A 21857-nucleotide genomic window follows, 5' to 3' on the forward strand; every position below is an offset into this window, starting at 1 on the left:
CGACTACGAAAACGAGTACCGTCATCAATGCTCGACCGCCACCTCCGACCGCGAAGTGGCTTGAACCAGGTCTCCATCAGATCCAGGACGGTTCAGACTCTGCAGCGTAGAGTTCGGTCCCCTGCGTCGAACCGCTATGCGATGGCATGCTCAAATAATGAGGCATCCTGCCAGCCACCGAACCCACCTGGTGTCGCTGTCGCCGTGGCGCAACGCTCTCGACGTCTACGTCGCGGACGACGAAGCAGCTGAAGAGGCCAACAACGATCTGGTCTGGGAGTCTCCTGACACCTGGGACATCGGTGACGTCATGATCATCGTCGTCCCAGGCAGACAACGCGCCATCCTCAACGTCGAAGTCTTCTCCAGCAACTCCGAGCAGGGCACCTTCGAACACAAGACAGCGCTGATCCCTACACTCGCGGCATATCCGTGGCCGCACTCGAAGCCCGCCTACATCGGTCTATCCCTGCCGCACCGACCACTCTCGACGCAGAGTTCGCACAGCAGCTCCTGGAAGCGATCGATGAAGAAGCTCAACACCCCACGCCGTGGTACCTCACGGACACCACAGGATGCGCCGACGGATCGGTAGTAATCGAACCCGACTTGACCCGCCGCTACGGCCTGATCGATCCATGGAAGTGCTTCTGCTGCAACAAAGACTATTCAGCCCAACCGTTTTGGGCTGGCCGCGACGCGCTGCAACTCCACCAGTGTTCGTCCGAAGACATCTCGCAACTCGATGTGTTCATCTTTCCAACCGGTCCTGAGGCCGGCGTCACCGTGTGCGGTGGTTGCCATGCGATGTTGCACAACCCATTCGGGCCATCGGTTATGGACCTACTGCTCGGATGGAGACCACCCTGTCCCAAATGCCAGCGGTACCACGCGCTACGAGTACTCCACCGTATGCCAGCACAATCCCCGCCCCCCGGCACCATCCACGCCGCCGAACCCGTCGCTGACGACAACTTGGCCCCGCACTACCACTGTGGACACTGCGGACACGAATGGCCCACTCCGAGAAGCGCCGAATAAATGTTCGTGTGCGACCACCCGCAGTTTTAGGAGGAATACCGTGCTCATCGACCCGGAGTTGACTCTCCCACCGCTAGACGACGGACGACGACTGTTCATCTGCGTGGGCGACCCGTGGGACCAGGCTCTACGAGACGTGCGCGCCGGACGTGCGGATTCGACGTTTCTGTGGAACGTCGGCCGAAGTTACAAGAAGGGCGACTGGATTCTCACCTACCTCGGTACCCGCCCCCGCGTGTTCCTGTGCTGGGAGCAAGCGACCCGCGACGCGACGCCGAACGGCAAACTGTGGGTCGATCATGAGACCGCTGTGTACTTCTCGAACCTGGTCATCGTCGACGACATCGAAAAGCAGACGGGCTTGAAGATTGCACCGAAAGCCCAGTTCGGAGGTGCCGAAGCGCAAAGCATCCGGCACGAACTGATCACCAAACTGTGGTACCCCGCAACCTGGCATGGTCTCGATGGAAAGGTGACAGGTGCTGACATCGCTGACTATTGAGCGCGGCCGGTGACATGAGCGACGTGGATGTGGCGTCAAGTCGTTCCAAACCAGTGCCGAATCAGCGGCGCTGTCAGACCTGTCCACTAGCGTGGGCCGACTATCGAACTGGAGGTCCTTTACGTGCAACTCGAGAATCTGAAAACCGGGCTCCGTCTGGCCGGAGTCATCCCGGCCGACGTGGTCACTGTCATTGCAGTGCAGTGGCACGGTGCGGATGCACTCGAATTAACGTACAAAACCACGGCTGGAGCGCTCGGTCAGCAAGTCGTCTTTCGGAGGGACCAGGATCAGCTCGACGTCGCGCAGACCGGCAGTCGTCCGTTCGACGCCCCTGCGTCCGACTTCAAGTTGGCTGCGGAAGCACAGCGTATCGGTCTCGCAGGGCTGTTCGACCCCATGCTCGCCGTCGCCACCAGCGACGTCCAGCCGCTTCCCCACCAGATCAGAGCAGTTTACGGTGAGCTGCTTCCCCGCACCCCGCTCCGATTTCTCCTCGCGGACGACCCCGGGGCCGGTAAGACGATCATGGCCGGTCTTTACATCAAGGAACTGATACTGCGCGACGACGTGCGGAAGTGCCTGATCGTCGCTCCCGGCGGTCTGGTCGAACAGTGGCAAGACGAACTTTTCTTCAAGTTCGGTCTGCGATTCGACTTGCTGACGAACCAGCTGATCGATGCGAACGTCAACCTCAACGTCTTCGACTCCAACCCGCTGCTGATCGCCAGGATGGACCAACTCGCCCGAAACGAACAACTCCAAGACCAGCTCGCTGAGACCCAATGGGATCTCATCATCGTCGACGAAGCCCACCGCATGGGAGCCCACTACTTCGGTGGCAAGCTCCAGAAAACGAAGAGGTTCATGCTCGGTGAAGCGTTGGGAGAAATCACGCGGCATCTGCTGCTCATGACCGCTACCCCCCACTCCGGTAAGGAAGAGGACTTTCAGCTCTTCCTCACACTGCTCGACAAAGACCGATTCGAGGGAAAGAACAAGGTCACAGCCGACACAAGCGGTGTGATGCGCCGGATGGTCAAAGAGGACCTACTCACGTTCGAAGGCAAAAAGCTTTTTCCCGAACGCATCGCCGAAACCGTCCCGTACGAGCTCACTGCCGGTGAATACGACCTCTACGAGCGCGTGACCAGCTACGTCCGCGAAGGCATGAACCGCGCAGAACGCGTTGGCGGGAAGCGCAAAAACACTGTCGGTTTCGCCCTCACCGTGCTGCAGCGCCGACTCGCGTCAAGTCCCGAGGCGATCTACAAGAGCCTGGTTCGGCGAACCGAACGTCTCGAACGTAAGAAGCAAGACATCATCAACGGCACCTACACCGAACCGGCACCACGCCTCGACCTCGAAGACCTCGACTCCGACGACTACAACGCCGAAGAGATAGAAGAACTCGAAGAAGAACTCCTCGACGCAGCCACTGCTGCCCAAACCGTCGAAGAACTCGACACCGAACTACTCGAGCTTGCCGACCTCACCCAGATAGCGAAACGGGTCCGCGACGCTGGAACCGATCGGAAGTGGACCGAGCTATCGACCATCCTGCAAGACCATGCGCTCACTACCGATCGCAACGGCCGGCCACGTAAATTCATTATCTTCACCGAACACCGCGACACCCTCGAGTACCTGCGTGGCCGTATTGGTTCCCTCCTCGGACGACCCGACACAGTCAAAGCCATCCACGGCGGCGTTCGCCGAGGTGAACGGCGCCAGATCACTGAAGAGTTCACGAAGAATCACGCCTGCCAGATTCTGCTCGCCACCGACGCCGCCGGCGAGGGCCTGAACCTGCAGGCCGCCCACCTCATGGTCAACTACGACCTTCCCTGGAATCCCAACCGCATCGAGCAACGGTTCGGCCGCATCCACCGCATCGGGCAGGAAGAGGTCTGCCGACTCTGGAACGTTGTTGCGGCCAACACTCGGGAAGGCGAGGTCTTCACAAGACTTCTCGACAAGATCGAGGAGCAGCGAAAAGCGTACGGCGGCAAAGTATTCGATGTTCTCGGCGAAGCCTTCGCGGACACACCGCTACGCAACCTGTTGATGGACGCGATCCAATACGGCGAGCAACCGGATGTCAAAGCCAAGATGCACGAAGTGATCGACCACACCGTCGGCGACGGACTCAAAGACCTACTCGACGAACGAGCCCTGGCCTCCGAGCACCTCGTTGACTCCGACCTGGCGGCGCTCCGAGCGTCAATGGACGAAGCACGAGCCCGCCGGCTCCAACCGCACTACATCGAGCTTGCGTTCAAGGCAGCCTTCACACGGATAGGAGGGCGCATCGCTCGACGCGAAAAGGGACGCTACGAGATATCCAACGTGCCGGCCGCACTCCGCTCGAGCAAGCAGGGTCCCATCGCAAGTCGCTACGACCGGGTGACCTTCGACCTACCTCACGTCCAACCCGACGATCTCACCCGAGCAGACCTTCTCGCCCCCGGCCATCCGCTTCACGACACAGTCATGGACGAGGCCCTGCGCAAGTTCGGTGGCGCACTGACCTCGGGCACAGTGCTGGTTTCCTCCACCCTCGACGCCCCGCACCTACTTGTCGGCGTGTCGGAGGAGGTCGCGGACGCAACCGGCTCATCTGTCGCTCGACGATTCGGCTACGCGTACGTCGACCATCTCGGATCGGTCACTCCAGCGGGTCCAGCCCCATACCTCGACTGCGTCGCGGCACCGGATGTCCCTGCCGTCTCCGATGCCAGATCAATGCCTTGGCTCTCGGACGCCGAAGACAAAGCCGCGAGCTGGATCATTTCGCACCAACTTCCCGAATATCTCGCGGAGGTCCAACCGCGTAGATCGGCGGAGCTTCAAAAGACGCGCGACCTCGTTACCAATCGACTGCAGGGGGAGTCGGAGCGACTTCTCCTCGACGCAGCCGTCGCCGCGGAGAAGGAACAAGCTGGTGACAAGGCAAAAGAGTCATCCGAAGGCCTCAACAGGAAAGCCCTGGAGCTCGACTACCGGCTACAGCAGCGCCTGGAACTACTGGACCAGCAAGTACTGATGTCTACCAAGCCCCCACGAATTCTGACCGCCGCGCTGGTACTGCCGATCAACCTCGTCGATGGTGCGCTTCCGTCCAGTGCTCCGATGCACGCGAAGGAGACCAAGGAGGTCGAACGTCGAGGTATCGATTTGGTCTTGGCACACGAGCACGACGTCGGCCGCATACCTGTCGAGCAAGCGTTTAATAACAAGGGTTTCGACATCCTGTCCACTGCGCCGAACGGCGACACATACAGAATTGAGGTCAAAGCGCGAATCGAAGGCGCAGAGGACTTCTTCGTGACTCACAATGAGGTCATCATGGGCAAGAATTCCGCTCCTCGCTACCGCCTGGCCCTAGTACGAGTCGACACGCGCGGGGCTCAGTTTGACGAGGTCCGTTATCTGGACAACCCGTTCGCAACCACCGACCTCGGCGACTTCGAGGCCACTGGCATCCGCGGCAATTGGGCCAAGACCTGGGCGAAGGCCACATCACCATTCTGATGCTCTCAGACGCCACGAATTACTCACGTGCCCACGCGCTGGGGGCCGACCGGTATGTTTATGTTCAACCACGTGCCGCATCAGCGGCGAGGTCCGCCCACCCTTTCGGGCGTGGAAGGTCGAGGAAGTAGTGCAAAAGCGCAAGCTGATCGAGGTGGCTCTGCCGCTGGAGACGATCAACCGAGAATCAGCTCGGGAGAAATCGATTCGGCATGGTCATCCATCAACTCTTCACCTCTGGTGGGCACGGCGTCCTCTCGCCGCCGCACGCGCAGTTCTGTTCGCACAGTTAGTCGACGATCCCAGCAGCGATCCAACCCTTACGGAAGATCAACAAAGAGCGGAGCGAGAGCGGCTCCACAACATCATTGAGCGACTCGTGTCCTGGGACAATGCACGGGACACCGAGCTACTGGCGGAGGCTCGGGCTGAGATTGTGCGGTCAGCGGCGGGAGCACTCCCGGAGATTCTCGACCCCTTTGCAGGCGGAGGAACCATCCCGCTTGAAGCTCAGCGACTGGGACTCCGGGCTCGAGCTTCGGACCTCAACCCAGTGTCTGTGCTGATCAACAAGGCACTGATCGAGATCCCGCCGACTTTCCGCAATCAGGCCCCCGTCTTTCCCGGTCTTGCGGATTCGCAGATTCGAACGTGGGCTGGCGCGCAAGGTCTCGCGGCCGACGCGCGCGCGTACGGAAGATGGTTGCGCGACGAGGTAGCGAACCGTATCGGCCATCTGTATCCACAGGCGGAGCTTGAAGACGGCAAGAAGGCGAACGTGATCGCATGGCTTTGGGCGCGCACGGTGACGTGCCCGAATCCGGCATGCGCAATCGAGATGCCGCTTGTTCGTAGTTGGTGGCTCGGCACGAAGAAGGGGCGAGAGGCATTCATTAAGCCGACGGTCGTTGGGGATTCGACGCATCCTTCCGGTCTGCGAGTCCAATTTGATATCGGTCATGGCAGCGTGGGGCCGTCGACAGGAGGGACGATGTCCGGTCGGCAAGGTGCCGTATGCGTTTCTTGCGACGCCGCCGTGAGTAAGGACTACATCAAGGCCGAGGGGACCGGCGGGCGTATGGCGGCGCGGTTGATATCAATCGTTGCTGAGGGCAATCGACGAAGGGTCTACCTTCCGCCGACTCTCGAGCACGAGGCCGCCGCGCGGATTGATCGTCCTGACGATGTCCCCAACGAGGAGTTGGGGTTTGACCCGCGCAACTTGTGGACGCCGCATTACGGGCTCACGCGCTTCTCAGACCTTTTCACAAACCGACAGTTGGTTGCACTCACGACATTCTGTGACCTGATTCCGACGGTCAGGGAACGAATCGTCGCAGACGGAGGATCGTTGGCATACGCCAACGCCATCACGACGTACCTCGGCCTAGCCCTGTCGAAGGCGACAGACATGAACAACTCGCTTGTCAATTGGAAGCCGAGCATGGATCAAGCGATCAACCTGTTTAAGCGGCAGGCTATCCCGATGGCGTGGGATTACCCAGAGACGCCGCCGTTGTCGGAGAAGCACGGTGGCGGATACCTGACGTCGCTGAACGGTATCGCCAAAGTACTTGAGTCACTTGTTCCGTCGGCCGAAGGCCAGGTTGAGCAGGCCGATGCTTCGACCAGATCCTACGCCGGTGTAGTGATCTCGACCGATCCGCCATACTACGACAACATCGACTATTCGGACCTCTCCGACTTCTTCTATGTCTGGCTTCGAAAAGCGCTTCGTCCCGTATATCCCGATCTGCTGTCCACCTTACTGGTGCCGAAGGCGGAGGAGTTGGTTGCCAACCCCTACCGGCACAACGGAAAGGAAGGTGCCAGGACCTTCTTTGAGGATGGATTCCGGTCGGTTTTTGCTAATGCTCGGGAGTATGCATCGCTCGACTATCCGATCACCGTTTGGTACGCCTTTAAACAAAGTGAGTCCGACGCCGGCGGTGAGGCTTCGACAGGCTGGGAAACCCTTCTGGAGGGCATGATCCGCGCGGGTTGGGAGATCACGTCTACCTGGCCCACCCGGTCGGAGCTGAGCAATCGGATGATTGCCAGTGGCACGAACGCGCTTGCATCGTCAATCGTGCTGTCTCTCCGTCCACGTGCTGAAGTGGCGCCCACGACGGACCGGCGTGGGTTTATCGCAACGCTTGAGACCGAGCTGCCGGATGCACTCCGGAAGCTCCAGCAGGGACAGATTGCCCCGGTCGACCTGCCGCAGGCTGCTATCGGGCCTGGTATGGCAGTGTTCAGTCGCTACGGTGCTGTCTTGGAACCGGACGGCCGAAAGATGACGGTTCGCTCTGCGCTTGCGCGTATAAATCAAATTCTCGACGAGGTCCTTAATGAGCAGGAGGGCGATTTTGACGCGACGTCTCGGTTCGCCATCGCTTGGTACCGACAGTACGGGTATGGCGTTGGCAAGTTCGGCGACGCCGACAACTTGGCACGTGCTCGTAACACAAGCGTTGACACGATGGATCGCGACGAAATTCTGACCAGCCGTGCTGGCAACGTCCAACTCATCAAGCCAGCTGAGCTTTCGTGGGAGTACGACATTCTGAAGGACTCTCGCACCAGTAACTGGGAAGCGCTCCATCACCTAATTAAGGTGATGGAACGCGACGGCATTGCGCCAGCAGGCGACTTCTTGAGAACCGCGCTCAACAGGCCAGACGAAGGCGTGAATACAGATCTGGTGAAGGAACTTGCGCATCTACTCTTCCGAATTGCTGAAGGAAACGGCTGGACGAAGGACGCGCTCAGCTTTAACACGTTGGTGACATCGTGGCCAGACCTCGTCGAGGTGGCGCGCACGGCGGTCAACCCGACGAGCGCTCAGGGTACCTTCGAGTTTGATGAGGATGAGTAGTGGTTTCGATCGGCCCTCTCCCCCAGTCGGATTCGCGGTTTATGCGGCGCACCCGAGTGCACCAGGCTTGGTATCGGTCCGAGGTACTCGGTATCACCGGCTATGGAGTTCTGGCGGGATCGGGTGCACCATGTGGTTCGGTTTTGCCAGTTGGAGCTGTCCAGCGCAACCTCAATTTCACGGATCCAGAAGCCTTGAACCGCTACCTTGACCGCCGAACACGAGGGTGGGGAGTGGATCCGATCCGGTGCACGAGCTACATGACGTCCAGTCAAACGCTGAGTTTTAACATGTTCGCGGGTGCGCTCACGGAGCGAAGAGCATCTGCTCGCCTGTTTAACCAGCTCCTTAGACGCAGTGACCTCTTCGAGGTGGTGTCTTCAGATTTCGAGTTCGCTGCTCAGGGCACTCCGTTTGGTCTGGGCGACAAGACGCTTGTCGATGTAATGCTTCGCTTTCGGACGCGAACCGGACACATCCAGGTGGTTGCTGTTGAGACAAAACTTGCTGACAGATTCTCGACGCGAAGAACTCGCGCTACTGGCGAGCACGCGTATCAACGGCTTGCAAGGCAGAGTTCGCTCTGGCCTGACTTCGCCGCAGCTGTTGCCGATAACCGGACACGCCAGCTCACTCGCTGTCACGCGTTGGCTCAGTCTGTTCAGTTCGGGGAGCGTGATCGTCCCACTAACCATGCGGTGATGCTTGTCCTTACGCACCCTGACGATCACGTTGGAGCCGCATGTGCAAGTGCATACGCGGTGGCCACGGCGTCAAATTCTTCTGCCCACCGGACCTGGGCGGAATTTGTTGAGAGCGCCATCCTGACCAACGCAATCGACGGTCAAAGCGCGAGTCGGCTTCAGCGGCGCTACGTCGATCTTGCCTGGAGTAACGCAGTGTGGAGTGAGTTGAACGAGCTAGCCAACGGTTCTATTGAGAGGAGCGCTGGGAATGGCGCTTAGCAACCGCGACCGCATCGATCGGATGTTCCAGATCTTGGCCCCAGCGCTGGACGACTTCATCTCGACCGTCGTCGGTCAGGGTAACCCTGCCATTGGTGCTGTATGGACCAAGCTCGTCCAGGCCAAGGACGGCAAGAACGGGGCTCCGTCGACGAAGACGTACGACGCCCTGGATCCGCAGGTGCAGTTCAGAATCCTGACCGAAGGCAATATCACCACCGGGTTCAAGAAGGGTTGGTACCCGTTCAATCAGGCCATCGGTCGCACCGGAGAAACCTTTGCCAATGAACTGCGCGAGGTGCGCAACCAGTGGGCGCACAATGGCACGTTCAGTGACGACGATGCTTACCGTGCTCTTGATACCGGTGAACGACTCCTAAAGCTTGTCGGCGCTGCGAAGGAAGCCGATGAGGTCCGAGGAATCCGGCTCAACCTTCGTCGTGTCACCGCCGACAAGGATGACAAGAAGGTCCTCAAGGCCGCGGTTGACAACCCCGAGGCCGCGGGGCTTCGGCCTTGGCGAGAAGTGCTTCAACCACACGATGACGTCGCGACCGGCAACTTCCATGCATCCGAGTTCGCGGCCGATCTCTACAAAGTCGCTACGAACGGCGAAGTCGACTCTGATTACGCCGACCCAGTCGAGTTCTTCCGACGCACGTATTTGACCGAGGGCCTTCGCGACCTAATCGGTCGAGCTGTCCGGCGGCTCGCAGGCGACGAGAATTCGTCTCCAGTGATCAACCTGCAGACTAACTTCGGTGGCGGCAAGACCCACTCGATGCTCTCTCTGTGGCACGTCGCGTCGGGCTTGCCTGTCGGCGAGTTCCCCCAGGAAACTCAAGAACTCCTTACCGCTAGCGGATATTCGGCCACCAGGGTCAACCGGGTCGCCATTGTCGGCAACCATTTCAGCCCATCTGGTGAGACCAAAGAAGATGGCACCCACGTGAACACCATTTGGGGCGAGCTTGCATGGCAACTTGGTGGGCAGACGGCCTACTCGGTGGTCGCCAAGGCCGACGCCGCCCGAACCCATCCGGGTGAGGCTCTCCACGAGCTGCTGGCCCAGTACGCGCCCGCCGTCATCCTGATCGACGAATGGGTTGCCTACGCGCGATCGCTGATTGGTCGCGACGATCTTGCCGGCGGCACGTTCGACGACCAGTTCACGTTTGCCCAGTCGCTTACCGAGGCGGCTAAGGGCACCCAGGGAGTTTTGCTGGCGATCTCGATTCCGGCGTCGGAGATCGGAGACGCCGACGACAGGATTGTTACGGGTAGCGCAGAGGAGGTCGGCGGGCAGAATGGGCTGGAAGCGCTCAAGCGGCTCCAGAATGTCGTTCGACGCGTCGCGGATCAGTGGCGTCCCGCTTCCTCCGACGAGGCGTATCACATCGTCAAGCAGCGGTTGTTCAAGCAGGCGGATGCAGCGGCACTCGCGGCGATCGGCGCGACCGCCCGCACATACGTCGAGATGTATCGCAAATACTCTGACGACTTTCCTCGTGAATCACGCGACGCTGCATATGAAGACCGAATCAAGCGGACCTACCCGATCCATCCGGAGCTGTTCGATACTCTTTACGAAGAGTGGTCGTCGTTAGAACGCTTTCAGCGCACTCGTGGAGTTCTGCGCCTGATGAGTACGGTTATTCACGCACTTTGGATGGGCGAAGACCAATCGCCGCTGATTATGCCCGCATCGATACCGCTCGCCACTGCGAACGTCAATTCCGAGCTGACCCAGTACCTCCAAGACTCTTGGAAGCCGATCATCGACGCCGATGTCGACGGTTCGAATTCCGAGCCGGCGCGTATCGACAAAGAGAAGCCACTGTTTGGTCAGCGCGCTTTGACCAAACGACTTGCACGAACGGTGTTCTTCGGAGCCGCCCCAACGATCGCACCTGGGTCGGTTCACAAGGGAATTGGTGCTCAGCGGGTTTTTCTCGGAACAGCTATTCCTGGCGATATTCCCGGTAACTTTCACTCCGCACTGACCCAGCTCGGCGACCGTGCGACGTACTTTTACTCAGGCTCGGGCAAGTACTGGTACGACGTCCAGCCCAACATCACCCGCACTGCAAAGGACCAGGCGGAACGGCTACACAAAGAGGATGTGTGGGCGGAGATTGTCCGAAGACTCCAGGACCAGGGACGGAGGCGTGGCGACTTCGCGGGCGTCCACATTTGCCCGGAGTCGAACGCAGACGTCCCCGACACTGACGAGGCCCGTCTTGTCGTTCTGCACCCAAAGGTCGCCCATAAGCGAGGTGCGGATTCAGCGGCGAAGGAATTCGCGCATCAAGCCACGGAGCATCGTGGCACCTCGAACCGAACACATCGAAACGCGCTTGTCTATCTCGCCGCGGATGAAGCGCGACTGGAAGAACTCGAGAGCGCCACCCGCGACTACCTCGGTTGGACACATGTACTTGCCAGTGAGGCGGACCTCGACCTCACTCAGAATCAGAAGAATCAGGCTTCACAGCGTGCAGCTCAGGCCAATGAAACGGTGACCGCGCGGTTGCTGCAAAGCTTCACGTGGGCATTGGTTCCCGCGCAGCCGGACCCGGGAGCACCGTTCATTATCAAAGAGACCAAGGTCGACGGTCAGTCCGACTCGCTGGCCGACCGTGTCTCGCGGCGCCTGGGAAACGACGGTGCCCTTTCGACTAGGCAGGCAGCGTCAACGATCCGTCTTGCAATCGGAAAGGTCCCGCAGATCTGGAAAGTCGGACATGTTTCCTTAGGCTCGCTGTGGGGGCTGTACTCGCAGTATCCGTACATGCCCCGCTTGCGGGACCGTTCCGTTCTTGACGCCGGCATCTTCGACCTTCCGATGATCTGGCAAACAGACGCGTTCGCCCTAGCTGCAAGCTACGACGGGACCGCCGGTCGGTACGTCGGCTTGTGGACGCCAGACGATGGAACCGCCGCACCTGTTGCAACCGATTCGTTGCTGCTCGTCCAACCGGATGTCGCGACACGACAGCGAGCTGGAGAGATCGTTGTAGACGTCGACGGAGAAGGGGGCGACGACGGCGATGGTAGCGGTGGTGGGGCGATCCCACCGCCACCCAACCCTCCAGGGCCGGGCCCTGATGTTCCTGCGGTGAAGGTCAAGACGCGCTTCTATGGCACGAAGGCCCTTAATGCGGACAAGATCGCGCTCGACTTCAAAAACATCGCGGACGAGGTCCTTACGCATCTACGAGCCGACCCCGACGTCACGTTGACCGTGTCAATCGAGATCGAGGCCCGCAAAGAACAGGGCTTCGACGAAGCAAGGATCCGCACAGTGTCCGAAAACGCACGCACACTCAAGTTCGACCAGTCCGGATTCGAGGAGGAATAGCAAACCTGGAACTGACCAGTGGCGATAGGACGAATATGCCGTTCGTCGGCCGGCCACGGCGACGCGGTTTCTACACCGGACCACCGCCGTTGGGTGATCGACCAGACCGGCGGATCCGAGACGCCGCCTGACATAAGGGCTCCTTATCGGCCGCGCCCATGGATGGAGCCTGCCTGGTACTCCCCTGGTGCTGCCGTCTCGACGTGCCTAACGTTCAGGCGCGTTCAGCCTGAACGGCGCGGGTGGCGCGCAGCCACCGGCTCAGGTAGCCCGAGGACGATGCCAATCCCGGGTGCTCGGTGAGGTAGTCGGTGAACCAGCCCGACAGGCCGTCCCAGTGCTGCGCGTCGCCGGGAGGGCGCAGGGTCCAGCCCAGCTCGTGCAGTGTCCAGTGCGCTTTGGCGGAGTTGCGCAGCATCGAGGTGGTGACCCAGTTGGAGGCGTCGTCTGCGCCGCCGCGGGCGACGGGATCGACGTGGTCGATCGACGGAAACAGCTCCCAGAACGCGAAATGCGTCTCGGTCATCTTCCAATTTGGATGTGCGGGAAACTCGTTCGGCAGCACGACCGACAGCAACCTCAATGCTCCCGGGTGGATCAGTCGGTCGCCGGAGTAGCGGTCGAGGAAGCCGTCGCGGTAGAACGTGCGCAGCATCTCGGGCAGTGTGTATCGGCGTTGCGCTGCGGTGCCGACGACGTGTGGGTAGTCGGTGCCGATGATGGCCTTGGCGGCGTCCGCGTCTCCGGCGGTCAGGGCCGCGCAGGCCCGGGCGAGGACGTCCGCTTTCTGCGGCGGCCGGGCCGATTCGGAGGCCACGACGATGTCGCCGGTCATGCGGGAAGCGCGTTGATACGGGCGACCGGGTCGATGGCCGAACACGGTGCCGCTACAGCGGCCATTCCCACCCTCCCTGGCCAGGCTCCATGACCCCTGGCTGGAACACGATCGTGGTCGAATCAGTGGGAACGTCGAGCACCATGAAACCCTCGTACGTGGATGCAGGCGACAGCTGCGAAGGGATCGAATTGTTGGACTCGGCGCACACCCATGCCGCCGGCGACGTAATTTCCGGAGTTGTCACTCCCGATTCGAGAACGGCCGAAAACGAATCAGGGGTGAACATGGCCGTGTACTGCGCTACGTTCACACCAGGCAAGATCTCGACTCGAATGGGGAATGCCAGGATCGATCCGAACTCCGGCTGATACTGCGTCGTCGAACATTCCGACGCAGGTACTGGCGCTCCGACCACGAATTCGACCTCACACGGGAACCCGCCGCCGCTCTCGCAGCCAAGGCCCGCCCGTTCGTCGAACGCCTTGACCTTGTTCCCTCTCGGACTCTCGCCGGTGTTTGCAGCCGCCGAAGAAGAAGTCGACGATTCGGAAGTCGCTGCCTGCTGCGTAGGCCGATCCAGCTCTGCTGTCGTCTGTTCGCCGGACGAACATCCGACCGCGAACAGAAAACTCGCCACACCCACTGCGACGACACTTTTCTTCAAGAGACCATCCTCGTCAACAGCACTCCGGGGGCACTTCGAATTTCTCGACTCATTGAAGCACCAGAAGCTGCGGGTTGGAGGAGCATCGAACCGACCGGCGCGCCGAAACTTCCGCATAGAGAGGAACGGAGCCGCGCGCTGGTCGATCGACCGATACCAGTGCGTACGGCAGGCGAGTCGCGTGCGTCGTCGATCGCGAGTCGGTATGCCCGACCGGTAGCACCGAGTCCTTGAACTGCAGAGTTGCTCATGGAGGCAGCCACCTCTGTCACGCAGTCCAGTCCAACGACGACCGAGAACGCCACGGGTTCGTTTGCGCACGATCAGTATGGAACATTATGACCACTTATGGACAGAACACCATAAATGACTATAGTTCTCCATATGGACCCCGCCTTGAATCCCTTCAAACCAGGATCAGGGCTGCGGCCACCAGCGCTGGAGGGGCGAACCCGCCAACGCGAAGAATTCGACCTCCTCGTGGCTCGGAGCAAGAACCGCAACTACGACCGCGGCATGATCCTGTCGGGCCTGCGCGGTGTCGGCAAAACCACCCTGCTCAACAATTTGTCCGAGCACGCCGAACGACAAGGTTGGTTGACGATTGGGTTGGAGGCGCGGCCCAACGAGTCAGGCGTCAGCGCCGTGCGCGCCAAGCTCGGTTCCGAACTCGCCGCCGGCCTGCGCCGGTTCAGCCGCAAACATCAGATGCAGAAAGCGCTCGATGACCTGATCTCCCTCGCCCGCGGGTTCACCCTCGGTGTCGGCCTGGGACCGGCGAAAGTCGAAGTGTCGCTCGATCACGGTGCCGCCAGCGGGGACATCGACCTCGACCTCGAAGAACTGGTCGAGGCGATCAGTGCCGCGATGAAGAAGAAGGGCACCGCGTTCGGGCTGTTCATCGACGAGATGCAGGACCTCGATTCCGACCTTCTCGGCGCGTTGCTGTCGGTGCAGCATCGGGCCAGCCAGCGGGAGTGGCCGTTCTTCGTCATCGGCGCGGGCCTGCCCAATCTCCCGTCGGTGCTCGCCGACAACCGGTCGTACGCGGAGCGGCAGTTTGCTTACAGCACCATCGGCCCCCTGGCGCCAGCCGATGCCGCCGAAGCTCTGGAGATCCCGGTCAACCAGCACGGTGGGTCCTTCACCCCCGATGCCCTGTCCATTCTCGTCGAGGCCAGCGGCGGGTACCCGTACTTCCTGCAGGAATACGGCAAAGCCGTCTGGAACGTCGCCGCCACAGCAGTATTCGACGAAGACGACGCCCACCTCGCGGTCGAAGAAGGACGACGAGCACTGGACGAAGGCTTCTTCCCCTCCCGATGGAACCGCCCCTCCGACAGGGAGCGGCGCTATATGCGCGCAATTGCCCTCGCTGCCGACGACGCACCGCGTTCGGGAGTCGTCGCCGCCGCAATGGGACAAACGACGACCGGTGTCAGCGACGTCCGCGACTCCCTGATCCGCAAAGGCCTGATCTGGTCCCCCGAACACGGCAGGATTGCGTTCACAGTGCCGGGGATGTCGGACTTCATCCGGCGTCAGCCGATAGACTGACCCCCGCGAAGCCCCATCGATCGTCGCGGAGCGCCTGGATCCGGTAGGTAGGCTCGTCGACCAATCCCAGTCGACGAGGACTGTCCGCCTAAATCCTGCTGAGGATCTCAGCTTTCTTGGTGTGAAATTCGTGGTCGGTAAGGATGCCCGCTTGGTGCAATTCCGCCAACTGCCTCAGCGCGGCCATGTGATCAACCGGCGGTGCCGCTGGGGGTTGCCTGTGGCGTGTTGTTGGCTCGTCCATACTCGGGCGCGAAAGACGGTTGCGCGCGTTCTCGACAAACAACTTGCCCTCGGGCTTGGCGACGTTCTTGATCTCCGCCTTGTTTCCGCTCGCGAAGATGGTGATGCTTCCGAGCAACATGCCGCTGCTCCACTGGACGGACGATGTCTTCTCGAACGGAAAATCTTCGGAGGACGACGACACTATGCCTTCGAAGATGAACAGAATGCGCCGATTCGTGAGCGCCAGCAGGCCCTGCCCCTTGCCGTACTGACCGACAACCAGTGAATCGACCAGCTCGCTTTCCCAGAGAAACTCCGGCAGCTTCCGAATTTCCTTCTGAGCACCGTATTTGTTCGTCAGCCGCGCGACGGCCTTCTCGATATCAGGGCGGTTAGCCACGTTCTTACTCCTGGATGGTGCACTGGCCAGCGACTTGGGCCTTATGGGGCCAAACAAACCTGCTCGCGCGGTTGCAGTGTCATTGCTCTATTACCGACTCACGTCAGGCTAATCGTTACCGCGCGCACAACGCATCGTACGGGCGACAACCGCCGAAGGTGTCGACCCCGAGATCTGTGAGATAGCGGTTCACCACCCACCGACGCGAATGCAGGGGTCGGTCATTCGCTACCGACCGTCAGCTGCTGCATGCAGCGTAGAGGTGCCACCTTCACGTTCGCTGCTGCAGAGAATCTTAATGAGTTACAGAGACTCACTTGCACTCACTAGCATGTACGCATCAAGTAACGTACTCTTATAGAGATCACAGAGACTCTCTAAGAGGAGACAGAATGCTTGTAACAATCAGTTTCGACCCGGACGTCGACACCTCCCGCATGGTTGCACTACAACTCGCGTGGAGCTATGGATTCGTATCGGTCGACGATCTGCTCACTGCCGACGAAGACGAGGACACAGAGGAGGAAGACGACGTAGCGGCCGACCTGTCTGGGTGGACCGCTCCGAAGATGAGAAGGTACGTCACCCAGTTGAAGCCGACCGCACGAAAGGTGTTGCGGGCCATCGCGGACGAGGCACCCGAAGCCACCGTCGAGTCTGTGCAGAATTCCACGGGTCTCGAGCCGAGTTCGTTTGCTGGGTCTATGTCGTCCTTCGGGTTTGCCGTAAAAAACACGCGCGGAGTCCGTGACAAGCCGTTCAGCAAGAACGGGCATCTGTACAACATGACCCTGCCGATTGCCGACCTGGTACTCAACACTCTCGACGACGCAGGTTTCTAGCGTCCCCGAACCAGCGAATGACCTGCCAATGGCAGCTGAGCGTCGACAAGCGAAACGAACAAGCACAGTCTCGCGTCGCACACCAACGGACCGAATGAGCGTTCGCCCGACCGCCGGTCTCACACAAAGCTCGGTCACCACCGCTACAACTCTCAGGAGGGGTCGATGTCCGATCCGATCACCGTTCATCTAGGCACAGGTACGCCTCGCGAGCAGTTCCTCGCCTTCTACCGTGACGACGAACCAAACCTGGATCAGTTCAGGCTCTCCTACCCCGACTACGAACCCGGTGATCTGGTGGCGTGGATCGTCCCCGGCGACGTTCCTGCCGTGTTGAATATCGAAGAATTCGACGTCCACTCGCCTGACACCTTGGTGGTGGACTCCGCCGGTTGGAACATTCGCGGGGTGGCCGTTGCTGGGATCGAACGACGACTCGGGCACAGCCTGCCCGTTCCCCCGGCAACCTTGGACCCCGTGACAAGCCAGCTATTTCTCGACGCCGCGGCAGCCGAAGAAAGCGATCCGACACCGTGGTATCTCATCGACACCACCGGGTGCGCCGACGGTGATCAAGGCATGGCCCGCCACTCATGGGAGTGCGCGGCATGTCATCAGCGCTTCGACCATCTGCCGCTCCTGCAGGCGCGGGCAGCCCTTCAACAGCACCACGGCTCCGAATTGTTCGGTAGTTCCATGGTGCTGTGTGCGAGTTGCCATGCGATGGTGCATGACCCGTTCTCCGGGGGCCTGTCCGAGCTGATCATGGCGCATCGACCGGCGTGCACACGGTGCGAGTGCCACACGGTGATGCATCTCGAATACGGCATGCCCCCGGGTCCCGTGCCGGGCATCGCTTTCACCGGTTGCGTCGTCCTGTTGAACAACCCCAGTGACGCCGTCAACCGCCACTGCCTCACCTGCGACAACACCTGGTTCGAAGACGACACTGTCGTGGGGGCGGACGGCACGATAACCGGGAAGGTGGGGCGCCACACCGCTACTGTTTCCACGCGAGTCATGGTTCCGGCTTTGCTGTCTCAATATTTGAGAAGTCCCACGTATCAGCGGGGTTCGGCGTACGCGATCGGTCGGTGGTCGAAGTGGGTGGGGCACATTCCGGGCGTCTCCGATGTCCTTCAGTCTCTGCCGGAATCGTTGAAATGCGATGATGCAGCCCAGTTGATCGATCGCATTGCACACGACAACCCGGCTGCCGCATTCGTGGTCGCGATGATCTGGGGTCACCACGGTTCCGGCTACGGGCCGTATCGAACGGCACAGATTCTGACCGGTGAACACAAGCCGATCGGCGCGGAGCTCTCACCAAGTGTCGTGGACCGCCTCGTCCGTTCGATGTGGATCGCCAGAGACGAAGGCGCAGTGGAGGGATACCGCTACCTCAACAACGCCGGTGCAATTCCGCGGCTTGGTTCGGACTTCTTCACCACATGGCTGTTCTTCGTCACCGCACGCGGTGACTCCACCTCCGCTGACGCCGCCCCAATCCTGGACGCTCTCGTCATCCGGTGGCTACGTGAAAACATCGGAATGCGGATTCGGCCCGGACAGACCGAGGACTACAACCGCTACCTCACTCAATTGAAGAATTGGGGCGATTCCTACCACCGCACCCCCGCCGAGGTGGAGGAACGCATCTTCAGCATTATCCATGGGCACGGCTGACGTTCCGATACCGAGATTCGCTGGGATTGACCTGCCTGTCCTGCGCCCTATGCGCTAACCTGACATCGTTCGACCGTCGATGAGGGTCACGGTCGAGCGTCCATCCAGCAACAGCGCTGCACCGCACGTTTTCACGTGCCGGTGTCTTCGTGCTGTGGGCTGGCCGACGCTCCCAGTGAAGGCCCTCCATGTCGATCCCGCCCAGCACATCCGAAACCGCACACCTTCTCGACGGTGGTGACCGTCGATGACCAACGACACTGTTTCGACCGCGGAGTTGCAGCGCCGCTCAGAGATCGCTGCTGCCGCCTACGAACGCGGCCGACGCGCCGCTTTGGCTGCCGCACGCCGCCGCAGCCTGCCCGACCGGGCGCACACCCGACGCGAGGAGTTTCGCGCTCGGTCGCACTCCTACGAGCCGCGCAGTGACAATCGCGCGTCCGGTCTGCTCGATACTGACGTCTCACTTGTGCGGGCGGCGGCGTATCTCGCCGCGACCGGTGTCGCACACGAGATGATCGCCGGCCAGACCTTCACCGACCCCGTCCAACAGGACTGGGCCGATGTCACAGCCGATCGCACGGCTGTGCACGAGGATGCATGGAGGCAGCGGCTTGTCGACAACGGTGTCGATGACGCCGTACTCCGTCCGGGTCTGTCACTGGACGTCCTGGAGTTACCGGCCGAGCTCGACGGCCTCGACTTCGACGATATCGCCGAGCACACCCTTGATGTGTCCTCCACCGCAGCGGACGTCGAACCGATCCGTCTGGTCGATCTGATGCTCGAGACACCACGGCAGAATCGCTCGTCGGACTCGGTCGTCGACATCACCAACCGGGTCGCGAACGTCATCGAGATCGACCGCGGCGTCGACAAGGCCACAGAGGCTGGTGTGGACGCATGGTGACCAAGAAGCCGACCTCGAAGGGAGCCGGGACATCGTCGTCGATGTTCCCGCTGATCGCCGTCTCGGTGGTGATCGTGCTGATCGCGCTCGGTTACGGCTCACTGTGGCTCGGGCATGTATTCGTAGAAACAGGTGAAGATATCCCCGTCAACCCGTTCGGGGCGCTGTTCTCGGTCGCCGGCGGAAAGCTGACGTGGCCGAGCGTGTCGACATGGATCTTCGTGATCGCGGTGATCATCGTCTCCGGTCTCACCGGCGTCGCCGCAGCAGCCCGCGCAACGGGCAGCGGCAAGAACGACGTCGACGCCAAGGCCCGCCTGATGGGACCGACATCGAAGCTGACCGGGGTGACCGGCAAGCAGGCACGCGAACGTGCGAAGTCGCTGCGAACCGATCTTGCCGAGTTGGACACCCTCGACGACTCCGACATCGGAGTCGTCGTCGGACGCACCGTCCAGGGCAATCAGCAGGTGTTCATGTCGTGGGAGGACATGCTGTTCGCCCTCGCCGGACCTCGTATGGGCAAGACTGCGGCGTTGGCGATCGACGCACTGTGCACCGCGCCGGGCGCTGCACTGTTCACCTCCAACAAGCGCGACGGACACGATCTCACTCGCGGTGTCCGCGAGTTGCTCGGCACGGTGTGGCGCTACGACCTACAGGGGATCGCCGAAGGCCCCCGCACCGGCGATGACGGGTTTTGGTGGAACCCGCTGCGCGTGATCGAGACGATCATGGACGCCCGCAAGCTGGCCTCCTACTTCGCTGCCGCATCGAGGGACGATTCGGCCCGCGTCGATGCCTACTTCGACGGCGGAGCGCAGGAGTTGTTGGCGCAGATGATGCTCGCAGCGGCGTGTGCGGACGGGGATCTGTTGCACGTCTACGGCTGGCTCTCCGACGAGGCGAACGAACTTCCCCAGCGACTGCTCACGGTCCACGGCCACCACATCATCGCCAACCGCTTAAAGTCGACCAGCGAACTCAATCCGCGCCAGCGAGACGGTCTGTACGACATGGCTCGTCGGTTCATCGGCCTGCTCGAGGAGCAGGCCTACGCGATGTCGGTTCTCCCACCGAACCGCCGCGACATCTCCGTCGAGGGCGCACCGGACACCAAGATTGGTGGATCGGTGCGGTATCCGCACTCGATGCGTGAATTCGTCGTCGAGGACTTCGTCATCAGCACCGACACTTTGTATGCGTTGTCGAAGGAAGGACCCGATTCGTCGTCGGCGCTGACCACGGCGTTGATCGGGTCGATCATCGACGCCGCCCAGCGCGTCGCGCGCCGGAGCCCCCGCGGACGGCTTCCGGTGCCGATGCTCGGCGTCCTCGACGAGGCCGCGAACGTCTGCCGCCTCCCCGAGCTCCCTGCCTGGTACTCGCACCTCGGATCGCAGGGGATCTGTGTGATGACGATCGTGCAGAACCTTTCTCAGGCCCAGAAGGTGTGGGGGCAGGACGGGGTCAAACAGCTCCTCGACGCCGCGAACTTCCTCTGGTACGGCGGCGGTGTGAAGGACAAGAACACTCTCTCCGAGCTGTCGGCACTCGTCGGTGATCACGACGTCGAACGCTGGTCGGCCTCGCGTAGCGGCGGGGTGTTCGACAGTGGGTCGTCGTCGAAGTCGCAGTCCTGGTCAAAGGAGCCGATCCTGACAGTCGACGATCTCGCCGCGATCCCGAAAACCCGGGCACTGGTGCAGATCTCAGGCAATCGGCCGGTGTTGGTGAAGAAGATGTATTGGTCCGACGGCCCCAATGCCCACGCGATCGATGCCTCGTTCGCGATGTACGGGATCCCCGACAAAGAGCAGATCCCCGTCCCCGATCGAGTACACGCCGCCGCCACCATCGACGACGTCGACGAGGAGCCGTTCCTGTGAGCGCTGACGACGACTTCTACCCCGACGACGACTTCCCTGACGAGAACTTCCCCGACGACCATCCCGACAACTCCGATCCGGATCCCGAGAAGGCTGCGTCGACGAAGTTCTCGAGCTTCCATGCCTGGTTCGACACGTGGCTGTCGGCAATCGTGGCACGCAAACTCTCGTCGTCTGCCGGAAAGAACCGCGTGTTCTGCCCACGCTGGTTCGAGCATCCCGAGGTCGTGGTGCGTCTGCACGCACTGTGGACGGCATGGGAGGCAGCGTCCGCAGCCGAGGACGGGGCCGCGATGTCGGGGTGGTGGGTCCATCACGCGGACCCGCAACTGCGCACGATGCTCGATGCCGAGCACGGCCCGATGTACCTGTGCAGCCGTGACTCTCATCAGAAGACTCCGCCGATACGGCTGAACTTGGTGCAGGCCCCGGCCGGCTGGTTCGACGAGCTCACCGGCTGAAAAACCTGACACAACCACTGACCCGAAACAGCCAGAAGCCCTGGTGGGTCCTGCATGACCCACCAGGGCCCTTTGTGGCCGGAGTTTGCGCCTCCAGCCGACGA

The 21857-nt window shown here is 61.1% G+C and carries 15 protein-coding genes; 12 read left to right on the top strand and 3 right to left on the bottom strand.

Translation table 11 applies throughout. The annotated features are described in order from the left end of the window. Positions 1 to 157: 157 nt before the first annotated feature. The 6 genes from AB0362_RS19825 (at position 158) to AB0362_RS19850 (ending at position 12281) form a co-directional block, all read left to right on the top strand. Positions 158 to 595: a hypothetical protein gene (locus AB0362_RS19825; protein ID WP_366236058.1), complete on the top strand. Its 438-nt coding sequence runs from the start codon at positions 158 to 160 to the stop codon at positions 593 to 595. Positions 596 to 1081: 486 nt separating this feature from the next. Next, on the top strand, positions 1082 to 1543 hold the full coding sequence (locus tag AB0362_RS19830; RefSeq protein WP_366236059.1) for a hypothetical protein: 462 nt from the start codon (positions 1082 to 1084) through the stop codon (positions 1541 to 1543). Between the two features lie 123 nt (positions 1544 to 1666). Next, positions 1667 to 5077, top strand: a complete 3411-nt coding sequence (locus AB0362_RS19835) for a helicase-related protein (protein WP_366236060.1) — start codon at positions 1667 to 1669, stop codon at positions 5075 to 5077. A 130-nt stretch (positions 5078 to 5207) separates the two neighbouring features. Next, positions 5208 to 7955 (top strand): DUF1156 domain-containing protein, encoded by a 2748-nt coding sequence (locus AB0362_RS19840; protein WP_366236061.1) that lies wholly within the window; start codon positions 5208 to 5210, stop codon positions 7953 to 7955. Continuing rightward, the gene (locus tag AB0362_RS19845) at positions 7955 to 8920 is read left to right on the top strand and encodes a hypothetical protein (RefSeq protein WP_366236062.1); all 966 of its coding nucleotides are present in this window, start codon (positions 7955 to 7957) and stop codon (positions 8918 to 8920) included. Before AB0362_RS19840 ends, AB0362_RS19845 begins: the two co-directional genes overlap by 1 nt. Beyond that, positions 8910 to 12281 (top strand): Swt1 family HEPN domain-containing protein, encoded by a 3372-nt coding sequence (locus tag AB0362_RS19850; RefSeq protein WP_366236063.1) that lies wholly within the window; start codon positions 8910 to 8912, stop codon positions 12279 to 12281. Before AB0362_RS19845 ends, AB0362_RS19850 begins: the two co-directional genes overlap by 11 nt. Before the next feature lie 214 nt (positions 12282 to 12495). Here AB0362_RS19850 and AB0362_RS19855 read toward each other — a convergent pair whose 3' ends face one another. Next, positions 12496 to 13116 (bottom strand): HNH endonuclease signature motif containing protein, encoded by a 621-nt coding sequence (locus tag AB0362_RS19855; RefSeq protein ID WP_094639443.1) that lies wholly within the window; start codon positions 13114 to 13116, stop codon positions 12496 to 12498. 52 nt (positions 13117 to 13168) lie between these two features. Beyond that, on the bottom strand, positions 13169 to 13429 hold the full coding sequence (locus tag AB0362_RS19860) for a hypothetical protein (protein ID WP_358373296.1): 261 nt from the start codon (positions 13427 to 13429) through the stop codon (positions 13169 to 13171). 738 nt (positions 13430 to 14167) lie between these two features. Between AB0362_RS19860 and AB0362_RS19865 the strand changes: the two genes are divergently transcribed. Next, positions 14168 to 15340 (top strand): ATP-binding protein, encoded by a 1173-nt coding sequence (locus AB0362_RS19865; protein ID WP_094639440.1) that lies wholly within the window; start codon positions 14168 to 14170, stop codon positions 15338 to 15340. Positions 15341 to 15428: 88 nt separating this feature from the next. Here the strand turns inward: AB0362_RS19865 and AB0362_RS19870 are convergent, their stop codons facing one another. Continuing rightward, complete coding sequence (locus tag AB0362_RS19870) at positions 15429 to 15965, bottom strand: PH domain-containing protein (RefSeq protein ID WP_094639439.1); 537 nt, start codon at positions 15963 to 15965, stop codon at positions 15429 to 15431. Between the two features lie 392 nt (positions 15966 to 16357). Between AB0362_RS19870 and AB0362_RS19875 the strand changes: the two genes are divergently transcribed. The 5 genes from AB0362_RS19875 to AB0362_RS19895 all read left to right on the top strand — a co-directional run bounded on the left by AB0362_RS19875 (position 16358) and on the right by AB0362_RS19895 (position 21753). Further along, complete coding sequence (locus AB0362_RS19875) at positions 16358 to 16807, top strand: hypothetical protein (protein WP_141215293.1); 450 nt, start codon at positions 16358 to 16360, stop codon at positions 16805 to 16807. A 165-nt stretch (positions 16808 to 16972) separates the two neighbouring features. Next, positions 16973 to 18493 (top strand): hypothetical protein, encoded by a 1521-nt coding sequence (locus AB0362_RS19880; RefSeq protein ID WP_366236064.1) that lies wholly within the window; start codon positions 16973 to 16975, stop codon positions 18491 to 18493. Positions 18494 to 18740: 247 nt separating this feature from the next. Continuing rightward, positions 18741 to 19403, top strand: coding sequence for a TraI DNA relaxase (locus tag AB0362_RS19885; RefSeq protein WP_094639436.1), 663 nt, complete (start codon positions 18741 to 18743; stop codon positions 19401 to 19403). Further along, positions 19397 to 21292: a TraM recognition domain-containing protein gene (locus AB0362_RS19890; RefSeq protein ID WP_366236065.1), complete on the top strand. Its 1896-nt coding sequence runs from the start codon at positions 19397 to 19399 to the stop codon at positions 21290 to 21292. The genes AB0362_RS19885 and AB0362_RS19890 overlap by 7 nt, the downstream gene beginning before the upstream one ends. Then, a complete protein-coding gene (locus AB0362_RS19895; protein ID WP_176460363.1) occupies positions 21289 to 21753 on the top strand; it encodes a DUF4913 domain-containing protein in 465 nt (154 codons plus the stop codon). The genes AB0362_RS19890 and AB0362_RS19895 overlap by 4 nt, the downstream gene beginning before the upstream one ends. Positions 21754 to 21857 lie beyond the last annotated feature (104 nt).

Origin of the sequence: Rhodococcus sp. NPDC079359 (assembly GCF_040702585.1) — a bacterium.
Classification (GTDB): Bacteria; Actinomycetota; Actinomycetes; order Mycobacteriales; family Mycobacteriaceae; genus Rhodococcoides.

Bases quoted from the DNA above. Each gene is read 5' to 3' on its own strand.
- AB0362_RS19825 (WP_366236058.1), top strand. From the start codon at position 158: ATGAGGCATCCTGCCAGCCACCGAACCCACCTGGTGTCGCTGTCGCCG.
- AB0362_RS19850 (WP_366236063.1), top strand. From the start codon at position 8,910: ATGGCGCTTAGCAACCGCGACCGCATCGATCGGATGTTCCAGATCTTG.
- AB0362_RS19855 (WP_094639443.1), bottom strand. From the start codon at position 13,116: ATGACCGGCGACATCGTCGTGGCCTCCGAATCGGCCCGGCCGCCGCAG.
- AB0362_RS19865 (WP_094639440.1), top strand. From the start codon at position 14,168: ATGGACCCCGCCTTGAATCCCTTCAAACCAGGATCAGGGCTGCGGCCA.
- AB0362_RS19875 (WP_141215293.1), top strand. From the start codon at position 16,358: ATGCTTGTAACAATCAGTTTCGACCCGGACGTCGACACCTCCCGCATG.
- AB0362_RS19880 (WP_366236064.1), top strand. From the start codon at position 16,973: ATGTCCGATCCGATCACCGTTCATCTAGGCACAGGTACGCCTCGCGAG.
- AB0362_RS19885 (WP_094639436.1), top strand. From the start codon at position 18,741: ATGACCAACGACACTGTTTCGACCGCGGAGTTGCAGCGCCGCTCAGAG.
- AB0362_RS19890 (WP_366236065.1), top strand. From the start codon at position 19,397: ATGGTGACCAAGAAGCCGACCTCGAAGGGAGCCGGGACATCGTCGTCG.